The organism is Halobacillus salinus, assembly GCF_004684905.1.
Taxonomy (GTDB): Bacteria; Bacillota; Bacilli; order Bacillales; family Halobacillaceae; genus Halobacillus; species Halobacillus salinus.
The window spans coordinates 78177-90252 of the sequence record NZ_SRJC01000002.1 but is presented as its reverse complement, the minus strand read 5'-3'; the positions used below and the strand labels follow the sequence as shown (position 1 = coordinate 90252).

Below are 12076 nucleotides of genomic sequence, written 5' to 3'. Positions count from 1 at the left end.
TATGGGTTTTTGAGAGGGAGGGAAGTCCCTCTCTTAAGTTAATTCTTTCCGATCTATATCACTGGGAGGAAAGAGTGAGCTCTGTTGTTGTCGGTTGACCATTGCGGTAAACCGTCAACTCGATGGAATCGCCTTTCTCTGTTTTGTTATACAGATATTGACGAAGCTCCATCAGTGTTTCTACCTTTTCACCATTGATTTCGGTGATGACGTCATACTTTTCAAGACCTGCCTTAGCAGCAGATGAACCTTGCTCAACTCCTCTGACAATCACACCGTGTGTGACATCAGCAGGAAGGTTCAATTGTTGCTCTAGGGCAGCACGTGGCACTTGGTTGACGTCTTGAAGAGAAACTCCCATGTAAGGACGTTCTACTTCACCTTTTGTTTCTAAATCCTCAATGACCGGCTTAGCAACGTTCATCGGGATAGAGAAACCAATACCTTCGACTTCTTCTTTGGCAATCTTCATAGAGTTGATGCCAATTACTTCACCTTGTAGGTTGATCAACGCGCCGCCACTGTTACCAGGGTTGATGGCTGCGTCGGTTTGGATCACTTCGGTTTGCCAGTCTGGTTGTTGGTCACCGTTAATATCTACCGGAATATTACGGTTAAGACCACTGACAATCCCTTTTGTAGCGGATCCTGCGAATTCCATGCCTAGTGGGTTACCAATCGCAATGGCTGTTTGGCCGACCTCTACGTTATCGGCGTTGGCTAAATCAGCAACTTTTTCGACATGTTCGCTATCTATTTTTAAAACGGCCAGGTCTGTAAGGGGGTCGCTACCTAATAATTCAGCATCGACTGTCGTCCCATCACTCAGGATAACTTCCAGAGAAGAAGATCCCTCTACCACGTGATGATTCGTTGCGATGAATGCTTGATCTCCATCTTCCTTGTAAATGACCCCGGACCCAGTGCCGGCTTTTTGGGAACCTTGAATATTGCTAATTCCTACAACTGCTTTAGAAGCTTCATCGATCGCTTGTGTTACAGCGTTTTGATTTTCTCCTAGATGCAGCTCGTCTGCTTGTGCAGTCGGTTGACTTGTATTAATATCTACAGAAATGCCTTGCCATTGGAAGACCGTCGTAATGGTGAACACAGCGACAATTGCTCCAAGTACACTAAAGGCTAATCCAGAACGCTTATAATTGCGGTGTTGTTTTTTCTCTTCATTTTGCATAATAACTTTGTACTCCTTTCAGAGATAGAGTGAAGAGAATCTTGAGATGGAAGCGAGAGCTTATGATTCATAGCTGCTAAAAGCTCTCGGCTTTTCTTCGGTGTGTCTCTCTGACAATTCTTATTCTACGTATCAGGTATGGAATGAGTTTGGAGAAAATGTGGAATAAGTGTGTAAAAGGGGAGAAGCCTTAGATTGTATGAGAAAATAGGAGAAACGATAGGATAGAGGGGGAGAAGGATGGACCAATTGATTGGGCTAGTGGAAGACGATCCGAATATTCGAGATATCGTAGAAGCTTACTTGAAGAAAGAAGGCTACGAGGTAGAAGCTGTCGATACAGCGGAAAAAGCCTGGGAGATATTCGAACAAGAAGCTCCTGATTTATGGGTGCTGGACATCATGCTTCCTGGTATGGATGGATATGAATTTTGTAAACGCGTCCGCCAGACATCAGAGGTTCCCATTATCATCATCTCTGCCAAGGATGATGAGGTGGATAAGATCTTGGGTCTTGAGCTTGGTGGAGATGATTACTTAACTAAACCCTTCAGTCCAAGGGAACTTGTAGCAAGGGTGAAGCGCCATTTGAAAAGATGGCAGGTCATGCAACCTGAGCAGGACACCGATACGATCCAGGCTGGAGATTTACAGCTGAGTGAGTCGGAGCGAAGGGCCTATTTCCAAGGGGCAGAAGTCGATGTTACGACGAAAGAATTCGAACTACTGAAGATTCTCGCTTCCCAAGAAAATAGAGCTTTCTCTCGTGAGGAACTGCTCGTGCGTGTTTGGGGAGATGACTACTTCGGCAGTGATCGTGCTGTCGATGATTTAGTGAAGCGGATCCGTAAAAAGATGAAAGAACTGCCGATTGAGACGGTTTGGGGACATGGCTATAGACTGAGAGGTCCATCATCATGAAGTTGCTGTACCAATTGAACGCTGCCTTCACAGCGTTGATTCTTGTATTAATGTCGATTACCGCGTTTTTTATCTATTCCTTATTAATGGATATGTTGATTCAAGATGAACAACGTCAGCTAGAGGCTCGTGCGGATATATTGGTCGATGTCATCAACGACCAGACGCCATCCAGCGGGCCCACACTATCTCAGCTGATTCAGGACCGCAATTATCCCATTTTACTTTTTGACCGTAGTGAGGACATCGTACTTTTCCGTACGATGCCAGCCAGTTTAGCGAGGGAATGGATGCTTCGTTATGATGAAGAGCTTGTGAATCAGGAAGTATGGGGAGGTCTGGAGGAACGCTACGTGGTCTATGACTTCCCACTTTCTCCGCAGAGTGACCAGGTACTCGTGATGGCGACACCTCTCAACGACTTACAAGCCGTCCAGTCGGTGTTTGCGTTTCGGATGATTGTGGTAATTTTCATCGGACTCGTCTTAGCCGTGTTGATCAGTTACTTCTTAACCAAAAGACTCGTTACGCCGCTCTCAAGGTTGAAGCTTGAACTCAAGAAAATAGAGAAGCGTCAATTCGATCAATTAGAACCTGTGGAAGCTACAGGAGAGATTAAAGAAGTGGATCAAAGCGTGCGGCAAATGGCGAACGAGCTATCTCGATATATTCATTCTCAAAAACAATTCTTCCAAAATGCTTCCCATGAACTGAAAACGCCGTTGCAGTCTATTCAAGGCTATGCAGAAGGCATTCGGGATGGCGTGTTTGAAGGGGAAGCGGCCGAGAAAGGGTACAACGTGATGGTCAATGAAACGGAGCGCTTGAAGAAAATCGTGAACGAAATGATTTTACTTGCCAAGTTGGATAGTAGTGAAGATGTGTACCATCCGGAACAAAACGATTTGATCCAGTTGGTTACGCAGGCATACGATAGGCTGTTACCGCTCGCACAAGAGAAGGGCATCGAATTGAAAGTTGAAGCAAACGATTCTTTCTATGCGAATGTCGACGGGGAGAGGGTCCTGCAAGCATTCATCAATATCATCAAGAATGCTATTCGCCATGCAAACCAGCATGTCAAAGTTGAAACGATTGTGAGAGAAAGAGACGTTGTCGTGAAAGTAAGCGATGATGGGGAAGGAATTCCAGAGGAACTTCTACCACAGTTGTTTGAACGCTTCATAAAAGGGAAAGAAGGAGAAACGGGGCTCGGTCTTGCAATTTCAAGAGCAATTGTCGAGCGTAGTGGCGGCTCTATTCAAGCTTATAATGAACAAGGAGCTGTATTCGAAATCGAATTACCTAAGGGCTAGCATGGTATAATAGACGTAGCTAACCATTATCAATCATCACAGAGAGGACGATCTATATGGACCAGAAACCTTGTATTGAATCATTAACAGTAAAAAACTCACACGTGCTTCCACCTGATACAAATAGTCATGGCACGCTATTCGGAGGGAAGTTGATGGCTTATATCGATGATGTTGCGGCGATTGCTTCGGTAAGACACTGCCGCAAACCGGTCGTTACAGCATCTACGGATTCCGTCGACTTCCTAGCTCCCGTTCAAGAAGGGGACACGATTTGCTTGGAGGCGTTCGTTACCGCAACGCACAATACCTCAATGGAAGTTTTCGTCAAGGCGATTACAGAGAACTTGCTGACAGGGGAACGAAAAGTGTGTGCAACGGCTTTCCTATCCATGGTAGCTGTAGATGAAAACAGTGAACCGTCTCCTGTACCTGGAGTGTTTCCAGAATCAGAGCAGGAAAAATGGCTTCATGAAGGTGCAGAAAGACGACGCCTGCACCGTAAGGAAAGAAGAAAAGAATCAAAAGAACTTGCTGAGAAATTCGGAACCGGCCTACCTTGGCTGCCACGTGACTAATAAAAAAGACTCTACTGTTTACTTAGCAGTAGAGTCTTTTTTATTAGTGGGGGAAAGCACGATCGGTGCGCTCAAACTTTGCGGAGTGGTGTTGGAGAAACGAATAGCATCCACTAACAGCACTATTTAGGGGATAGGAGAGGGGAACCTCTATTATCGTTAGGTTCTGTTCTGACACATCTAAGCAAAGTGGGGTGGAAAACCGCGATACTCCTGCGGGATGCACGGACAACGGCGAGACCCCACAGGGCGCTAGCCCGAGGAGGCTCGGCGTCCGCCGCGGAAAGAGAGCTGTTTTCCACCCCACGGTTCATGTACTTTTTAACAGAACCGTTACTCCTATTTTCTAACAACCCAAAAGCTCTACTGCCAAGTTGGCAGTAGAGCTTTTTTTACGATATTGTCATCGGCTGTTCTTCGGGAAATTCTGATTTAATCGTACAAATAGAATCCCAATCATAGGCAGAACCATCCCGCATGGTAATGATCCGATCTGCAATGGCTTTGGAGTCTTCACGGTCGTGCGTCACGAAAATCGAGGTAATGCCCGTCTTCTTGATGATATCTCTCAGTTCACTTCTTATCTTGATCTGCAAATCAGCATCCAAGTTACTAAAAGGTTCATCTAACAATAAGAGCGAAGGTTTCGGTGCAAGTGCACGAGCAAGAGCAATCCGTTGTTGCTGTCCACCACTTAGTTCATGTGGATAACGCTTGGAGAAATCCTTCATATTGACGAGGTCGAGCACTTCTTCCACTCGTTGTTTTTTAGCCTTTCGACCGAATCCTTTCAGTCCGAACTGGATATTTTCAGCTACCGTCATGTGCGGGAAGAGAGCATAATCTTGGAATACCATACCGATTCCGCGTTTCTCAGGTAACACGAAGCTGCGGTCATCTGTCACGGTTTTTCCGCCGATCGATATGACTCCTTGACTTGGGGTCTCTAGACCGCAGAGCAGGCGAAGAATGGTGCTCTTACCACTTCCGCTCTCTCCTAGAATCGAAACAATTTGGCCTTGGTTGACGGACAGGTTGAAGTTGCGAATCGTGTTCATCTTAGAGTTTCCATAACGAAAGCAAAGGTCTTTGATTTGAATGTACATATCAGTTTGGCTCCTTTTCTAACACTTGATGGAAAATATAAATCGCTATCCCGCTGATAATCACAATGATAATGGAAGCGAGAGAGGCTTCGTGTATTTGTTCATCACTTGCGTACTGAAACGCTTTGGTGGATAACGTGTCGAAGTTGAATGGACGTAAAATCAAGGTCAATGGTAGTTCCTTTAGAATTTCAATGAAGGCGAGGATGAACCCGCTGATCAAAGAACCACGGATCATTCTGGCATCGACTTTGAAAAATGTTTGGGTGACATTCATGCCGAGCATTCTGGAAGCTTCCGTGAATTGATGGCCAACTTTGTCAAAGCCAGATTCGATGGAGTTATACCCAATTGCTAAGAAGCGGATAACGTACGCCGAAATTAGCATGAACAGGCTGGTACTCAAGACTAGCGTCGGGTCCATCCCGACCCAGTCATAGAACCCGAATAACCACTGATCTATTTGAATGAAGACCGTACTGATCCCAACCGCGATGACAGCACCAGGTATCGAGTAGCCAAGTATCGTTACCCGTGCAGCAGACTTAGATACAATACTCTGGTGCATGCGTGCAAAGTTGGCGATGATCACAGCGAAAACCACAATCATTGCCGCACCAACGAACGAAACGAGTAAAGAATTTGTCAGTAGAGACGTGAATTCTGGTGATGCGATTTTGTCAAAGGTTAAGAACATCCAATCAACCAACTGAATGAAAGGGATGAGAAAGCCTAATGAAAAAATGACAAAAGCGTAGCTGAAGGCAGTCCAAGCTTTCACACCTTTCAGTCTAACGGGTGTCAAAGGGCGTACCTTCGCACTTGCATAACTGTACTTCTTTCGACCGCGGAGCACTTTTTCCAGAATAAGAATGCCGAAGACGATGAACATCAATGTCGCAGAAAGCTTAATAGCAGAAGTCAGGTCGTTCATTCCGAACCATGTTTGGAAAATGGCAGTGCTGAACGTCGGGACTCCGAAGTACTGGACTAACCCGTAGTCATTCAATACTTCCAGTAAAACCAGGCTGACACCACCAACAATCGCTCCTCGGGAGATCGGAAGCACGATTCGGAAATAGACTTCCCAAGCATTGCGCCCGAGTAAGCGTGCATTCTCCACTATAGAAGCAGACTGGTTCGCTAAGAATGCTCTTGTAATGGTGTACACGTATGGGAATAAGAAAAGCGTAAAGATGAACACAGCTCCCGGCAGAGTCAAAATATCAAAATATTTTTGGTCCACCTCAATGCCCCACTGATTGCGAAGAGTTGTTTGGATCACTCCGGTATAATTCAATATGCCGTTATACGTATAACCCGCTATATAAGGTGGAATCGCGAGAGGAAGAATCAGTGCCCATTTAAAAAATCGTTTCATCGGAAAGTCGTAAGCTGATACCAACCAGGCAAGACTGGTTCCAATTAAGATGGATAAGACGCCTGTGAATACCATTAGCAGACTAGTGTTTTTAAGAAGATCGGGTAAAATGAATTCTTGGATATGTCCCCAATTCTCTGCCTTCTCGGTGAAAAAGTTCAGGAGAATCGTGATGTTCGGCATCAAAATTAAAACGACAATCATCAGACTGAGCCATGACCATATATTTGCGTATCCAGGGAGTTTTCGAAAAAGCTTCAATCCATACACGTCCTTACCTACATAAAGGTTTACTCAACCTTGAACCAAATCCACCTGTAGACAAGATAGACTTGGTTCAGCGTTGAGTTCACACTCATCATGATATCAATTCTCAATTAATTTGTATATATAGACAGCGCCGCTCTCTTAAGAGCGGCGCTTTATCTTTATGCTTATTTCCAGCCAACTTCGTTCATGATTTTGATCGCAGCATCATTGTTCTCACCAAGCTCAGCCAAGTTGATATCTTGAGCTTTGAATTCTCCCCAGCTTTGAAGCAGTTCAGAAGCTTCCACATTAGGATTTACAGGGTATTCGTAGTTCGCTTCTGCAAATTGCTTTTGAGCTTCTTCTGTTGTTAAGAATTCCATAAGCGCTTGGGCTTGCTCATTGTTTTTAGAGCTTGCTGTCATTCCGATTCCGCTGATGTTTACGTGTGCACCCGTAGAGTCTTGGTTAGGGAAGATGACACCAAGTTGCTCTCCGACTTTTACTTCCTCTGGGTCTTCTGAGTTAATCAGTTTTCCAAGGTAGTACGTATTCATGACAGCGACGTCTCCTTCACCAGCTACAACCGCTTTCGCTTGATCACGGTCGCCACCTTTCGGATCACGTGCCATGTTATCAACGATTCCTTCTGCCCATTCTTTCGCTTTTTCTTCACCTTCAAGTGCAATCATAGAAGCTAGAAGGGATTGGTTGTAAATGTTAGAAGAAGAACGGATTAAGACTTTGTCTTGGAACTCATCTTTAGTTAAGTCCATATACGTTTGAATGTCTTCTGCATTCACAGTTTCTTTGTTGTAAGCGATGATTCGTGCACGTTTTGTAAGTCCGAACCATTGGCCGTTCTCTTCTCGAAGGTTTTCAGGTACGTTCTCATTTAACACGTCACTGTCTACAGATTGTAGAAGGTCTTGGGATTGTGCCCGATACAGACGACCAGCGTCTGCAGTGATTAGAAGGTCAGCCTGGGAAGCTTCCCCTTCGCGGGCAAGGCGGGCAATCAACTCATCGTCGTCTCCTTTGATGACATTAACTTTGACACCTGTTTGTTCTGTGAAAGTATCATAAAGTTCTTGGTCTGTTTCATAGTGGCGACCTGTGTATAGGTTCACTTCACCACCGATTTTCTCTGTTGCTGCTTCTTCATTTTCGCTCTCTGTGCTTTCACCGCTTTGTTCTGTTTCTTCTTGATCTGTCGTGCTGTCAGCTTGTTCTTCTGAATCTTCTGTATTGCCGCATGCAGCAAGAATACTTAATAAGAGAACAAGGCTTAATAGAAACCATTTTTTCATTTTGTAAGTCCACTCCTTATGTACTGTTTAATTGAGATTGATTTTCAATACCAATTTCAATTGTAATGAAAATCATTCTCAAGTCAACCCTTATTTTTTGAAAAATGTGTCTGCTTTTTGAAATGGTAAGAATTTTGCATTGATTTTAGCGCTTTTTATTAGTAAAGTGTTGAGTGGGAATTTTAGATCATCTTTTTATAATGAGTTTTGAAATATAGAATAAGGGAACAACATTCTAAATTGGTAATAAATAGAATTTGGAGGTGTAACAATGATTCAAGAGGCTTTAAATTGGATCAATAACCTGTTCTGGGGATGGATCCTAGTGTATGCCTTGCTGGGACTTGGATTATGGTTCTCAATCAAGTTTCGGTTTGTGCAATTTCGTTACATTCCGGAAATGGTTCGTGTCTTATTTGATAAGCGGGCTATTTCTGCTGAGGGGAAGAAAGGGACCTCACCCTTTCAAGCATTTGCTATTAGTACGGCATCCCGTGTCGGTACAGGGAACCTAGCTGGTGTCGCAGCTGCCATCGCAACCGGTGGTCCGGGTGCTGTATTTTGGATGTGGATTGTCGCAATGGTAGGGGGAGCGTCCAGTTTCATTGAGAGTACGCTTGCCCAAATCTACAAAGTACCAGAGAAGAACCAGTATCGTGGCGGACCGGCTTATTATATGGAAAAAGGGTTGAATAATCGGAAGTTAGGAATTGCCTTTGCTGTGGCGATTACATTCACGTACGGTCTTGTCTTTAGTGCAGTACAATCAAACACGATCCGCTTAGCATTTGAGAATTCATTCGATGTAAACAGACTGCTGATGGGATCTTTATTGGTTGTTTTTTCTGCTCTCATCATTTTCGGTGGACTGAAGCGTATTGCACAAGTAACGCAGTACATTATCCCGTTCATGGCCATTTTTTACATTATTCTTGCTGTATATGTACTTATTAATAATTTCAGTGCCATACCGGATATGTTCGGGCAAATTTTCCAAGGCGCCTTCGGATTGAGAGAAGTTGCTGGCGGGACATTCGGTGGAATGATTCTGATTGGTGTTAAACGTGGTTTGTTCTCCAACGAAGCAGGTATGGGTAGTGCTCCAAACGCAGCTGCTACATCTGAAGTCACGCACCCAGTCAAGCAAGGTTTGATCCAGACGCTTGGTGTATTCACGGATACAATTTTGATTTGTAGTGCAACTGCAGTCATTATCTTGTTCTCAGGCAGTTATCTAGAAAACCCTGGCGCAGACGGAATTGTCATTACACAAATGGCCTTCGAATCCCAGCTTGGAACATGGGCTTCGATCTTCATTGCGATAGCCATTCTTCTATTTGCGTTCAGTTCAATCATCGGAAACTACTATTACGGAGAGACCAACATCGAGTTCATCAAAGCAAGTTCCCGTAATATTTTCATTTATCGCTTAGCAGTCCTGGGCATGGTCATGTTCGGTGCGCTTGCCAAGTTTGATATTGTTTGGTCACTTGCTGACTTATCGATGGGGGTTATGATTCTGATCAACCTGTATGCCATCACCCGGCTTGCGCCTGTCGCTTTCACAGCGATGAAAGACTATGCGCGTCAGCGGAAAGAAGGGAAAGATCCCGTTTTCTACCAGGATCACCTTCCAGGTGTAAAAGGTATGGAATACTGGCGACGTGATCAAGATATCGCCTCCCACGAAGAACAAAAACGTATGGGCGAATAATAAAAACCCCTGAACATTCCAAATGTTCAGGGGTTTTCTGGTTGTTGAAGATGTATAGGGAGCGAGGAAGCTAACCGGACGCCTGCGGAAGACGGACCGTTTCTCCAACCCCATTTTCTACACATGGAAGAGCCGACAGTACTTTCACTACAGTCGGAAGTAAACGTAGCATCACACAATTTTCTACTAGGTTAGCGAATGCTGGGAAGACGTGGACACCAACCATCTATGATATGATAGGTTCAGGATTTTTCAAAAAGGATGAGCGTAATGAGTATGTTACAAGTTGATCAACTAAGTAAAAGTTTTGGAGATAAAGATCTCTTTCACGATATATCATTTACAGTAGCAAACCACCAGAGAATTGGTTTGATTGGAGTGAATGGAACAGGTAAGTCTACCTTACTTAAAGTACTCGCGGGGATCGAAACAGCTGATGCAGGAACGATGGATCATGCTAAAGATTTCACTGTCGAATATCTTCCTCAAGAGCCGGAATTGAATGATAAATTGACGGTGTTAGAACAAATTTATTATGGCGATTCGGAAATCATGAAGACAATGCGACAGTACGAGCAGGTATTACAAGAACTTGCTGTTAATCCTGAGGACACTAAGGTACAGGAACGGATGCTTACGCTTCAACAAAGAATGGATGAAACAGAAGCTTGGGGGGCAAACACTGTAGCCAAAACCGTTCTATCCAAGCTTGGTATTGAAGGGTACCAGAGAAGAGTGAGCGAGTTATCAGGGGGGCAGAAGAAGAGGGTAGCCATTGCCAAGGCATTGATTCAGCCAGCGGACCTACTCCTTTTGGATGAACCGACTAACCACTTGGATAATGAGACGATCGAATGGCTGGAAGAGTACCTTTCTTCTTACAAAGGTTCGCTAATGGTCGTCACACACGATCGTTACTTTTTGAATCGTGTGACCAACCTTATCTATGAATTAGAACGAAGCAACCTACATGTCTATGAAGGAAACTACGAGACATTTCTAGAAAAGCGTGCGGAGCGAGAAGAGCTCGAGAAGCAAGCGGAACAGAAGCACAAGAATACCTTGAAGAAAGAACTGGCGTGGCTGAGGGCGGGCGTGAAAGCTCGCGGTACGAAGCAGAAAGCCCGTATTCAACGGGTAGAGGAAATGAAGGAAGAAACTTTTAACACCAATCAAGACCAAGTAGACATTGCGATCGGTTCAAAACGTCTTGGCAAACAGGTACTAGAGCTTGAGGGCATCACTCACGCTTTCGGAGAACAACAAATCGTCGAAAACCTCGACTACCTTGTAGTGCCTGGCGAACGCCTTGGTATCATTGGTCCAAATGGTTCGGGTAAGACGACGCTTCTTAATATTATGGCAGATAGAATCAAGCCGGATAGTGGGGAAGTACAAGTAGGTTCAACTGTTAAAATCGGTTACTACACCCAGGACCATGAAGAGATAGATGGATCACTGAAAGTAGTCGAGTATATTAAAGAAATAGCAGAAGTGATTTACACCCAAGACGGGGATGAAATCACAGCAGAACAGATGCTGGAGCGATTCTTATTCCCACGCTCTCAACAATGGACTTATATCCGCAGGCTTTCTGGCGGGGAGCGACGCCGCTTGTACCTGCTTCGGGTGCTGATGAGTGAGCCGAACGTACTGTTTCTGGATGAGCCGACCAACGACCTTGATACAGAAACGTTGAGTGTACTAGAAGAATACTTGGATCAGTTCCCGGGTGTTGTCATTACAGTCTCACATGATCGTTACTTCCTTGATCGTGTCGTTGACCGGTTGCTTGCCTTTGAAGGAAAAGCCCAAGTACGCCGCTTCCACGGAAACTATTCAGAGTACCTGGAAACTAGAAAAGAAGAGAAGAAAGCAATCGAAGAAAAGAAAAAAGAGGCTTCGGCTCAGGAACAAACACGAAGAAACAATCGCAAGCGCAAGCTCTCTTATAAGGAAAAGCGTGAATGGGAAACAATTGAAGACGATATTGCATCTCTGGAAGAACAACTCGAGCAACTTGCAGAGGATATCGAAACGAACGCAAGCGACAGTGAGAAAGTACAAGAACTCTATGCGAAACAAGAGAAAGTCGAGCAGGAGCTCGAAACGAAGATGGAACGATGGGAAGAGTTGTCGGAGATCGTAGAAGAGATGAACCAATAACCATCAAATAAATGAGGCTGAGTCAAAAGAATTCATTTACTAGAAACCCCGAGCGAATTGTTCGGGGTTCTTTGTGAAGTAATATGTCCGTGCCCCGCTTCGGCAACATACTTCGCTTTCCGCGGGCACGGCCTGAGTCTCCT

At 44.6% G+C, this 12076-nt stretch carries 10 protein-coding genes; 5 read left to right on the top strand and 5 right to left on the bottom strand.

The window, feature by feature from the left end; translation table 11 throughout:
- Window positions 1-58 precede the first annotated feature (58 nt).
- Window positions 59-1192: a S1C family serine protease gene (locus E4663_RS11080; protein WP_079477839.1), complete on the bottom strand. Its 1134-nt coding sequence runs from the start codon at window positions 1190-1192 to the stop codon at window positions 59-61.
- Between the two features lie 240 nt (window positions 1193-1432).
- Here E4663_RS11080 and E4663_RS11075 point away from each other — a divergent pair, with 240 nt between their 5' ends.
- From E4663_RS11075 to E4663_RS11065, 3 genes are read left to right on the top strand one after another with little or no spacing between them, the layout of a single operon-like run.
- On the top strand, window positions 1433-2113 hold the full coding sequence (locus tag E4663_RS11075) for a response regulator transcription factor (RefSeq protein ID WP_079477840.1): 681 nt from the start codon (window positions 1433-1435) through the stop codon (window positions 2111-2113).
- Entirely contained in the window at window positions 2110-3429 is a 1320-nt protein-coding gene (locus E4663_RS11070; protein WP_135327662.1) for a sensor histidine kinase, read from the top strand. The genes E4663_RS11075 and E4663_RS11070 overlap by 4 nt, the downstream gene beginning before the upstream one ends.
- A gap of 56 nt (window positions 3430-3485) precedes the next feature.
- On the top strand, window positions 3486-4007 hold the full coding sequence (locus tag E4663_RS11065) for an acyl-CoA thioesterase (protein WP_079477842.1): 522 nt from the start codon (window positions 3486-3488) through the stop codon (window positions 4005-4007).
- 392 nt (window positions 4008-4399) lie between these two features.
- On the opposite strand, the gene E4663_RS11060 is transcribed toward E4663_RS11065, so the two are convergent.
- From E4663_RS11060 to E4663_RS11050, 3 genes are all read right to left on the bottom strand, one after another.
- A complete protein-coding gene (locus tag E4663_RS11060; protein ID WP_079477843.1) occupies window positions 4400-5113 on the bottom strand; it encodes an ABC transporter ATP-binding protein in 714 nt (237 codons plus the stop codon).
- 1 nt (window position 5114) lies between these two features.
- On the bottom strand, window positions 5115-6698 hold the full coding sequence (locus tag E4663_RS11055; RefSeq protein WP_135327853.1) for an ABC transporter permease: 1584 nt from the start codon (window positions 6696-6698) through the stop codon (window positions 5115-5117).
- Window positions 6699-6928: 230 nt separating this feature from the next.
- Complete coding sequence (locus E4663_RS11050; RefSeq protein WP_079477845.1) at window positions 6929-8053, bottom strand: Fe(3+) ABC transporter substrate-binding protein; 1125 nt, start codon at window positions 8051-8053, stop codon at window positions 6929-6931.
- A 271-nt stretch (window positions 8054-8324) separates the two neighbouring features.
- Here E4663_RS11050 and E4663_RS11045 point away from each other — a divergent pair, with 271 nt between their 5' ends.
- Window positions 8325-9767 (top strand): alanine/glycine:cation symporter family protein, encoded by a 1443-nt coding sequence (locus E4663_RS11045; protein WP_079477846.1) that lies wholly within the window; start codon window positions 8325-8327, stop codon window positions 9765-9767.
- Between the two features lie 70 nt (window positions 9768-9837).
- Here E4663_RS11045 and E4663_RS20080 read toward each other — a convergent pair whose 3' ends face one another.
- On the bottom strand, window positions 9838-9993 hold the full coding sequence (locus E4663_RS20080; RefSeq protein WP_206663485.1) for a hypothetical protein: 156 nt from the start codon (window positions 9991-9993) through the stop codon (window positions 9838-9840).
- A gap of 44 nt (window positions 9994-10037) precedes the next feature.
- On the opposite strand from E4663_RS20080, the gene E4663_RS11040 reads away from it, so the two are divergent.
- Window positions 10038-11933 carry an ABC-F family ATP-binding cassette domain-containing protein gene (locus E4663_RS11040; protein WP_135327661.1) on the top strand — a complete coding sequence of 632 codons (1896 nt, stop codon included), beginning with the start codon at window positions 10038-10040 and terminating at the stop codon, window positions 11931-11933.
- Window positions 11934-12076 lie beyond the last annotated feature (143 nt).

Excerpts from the sequence above, each read along its gene's own strand:
- E4663_RS11075 (WP_079477840.1), top strand. The coding sequence starts at position 1,433 with ATGGACCAATTGATTGGGCTAGTGGAAGACGATCCGAATATTCGAGAT.
- E4663_RS11055 (WP_135327853.1), bottom strand. The coding sequence starts at position 6,698 with ATGATTGTCGTTTTAATTTTGATGCCGAACATCACGATTCTCCTGAAC.
- E4663_RS11065 (WP_079477842.1), top strand. The coding sequence starts at position 3,486 with ATGGACCAGAAACCTTGTATTGAATCATTAACAGTAAAAAACTCACAC.
- E4663_RS11060 (WP_079477843.1), bottom strand. The coding sequence starts at position 5,113 with ATGTACATTCAAATCAAAGACCTTTGCTTTCGTTATGGAAACTCTAAG.
- E4663_RS11040 (WP_135327661.1), top strand. The coding sequence starts at position 10,038 with ATGAGTATGTTACAAGTTGATCAACTAAGTAAAAGTTTTGGAGATAAA.
- E4663_RS11070 (WP_135327662.1), top strand. The coding sequence starts at position 2,110 with ATGAAGTTGCTGTACCAATTGAACGCTGCCTTCACAGCGTTGATTCTT.
- E4663_RS11045 (WP_079477846.1), top strand. The coding sequence starts at position 8,325 with ATGATTCAAGAGGCTTTAAATTGGATCAATAACCTGTTCTGGGGATGG.
- E4663_RS11050 (WP_079477845.1), bottom strand. The coding sequence starts at position 8,053 with ATGAAAAAATGGTTTCTATTAAGCCTTGTTCTCTTATTAAGTATTCTT.
- E4663_RS20080 (WP_206663485.1), bottom strand. The coding sequence starts at position 9,993 with ATGGTTGGTGTCCACGTCTTCCCAGCATTCGCTAACCTAGTAGAAAAT.
- E4663_RS11080 (WP_079477839.1), bottom strand. The coding sequence starts at position 1,192 with ATGCAAAATGAAGAGAAAAAACAACACCGCAATTATAAGCGTTCTGGA.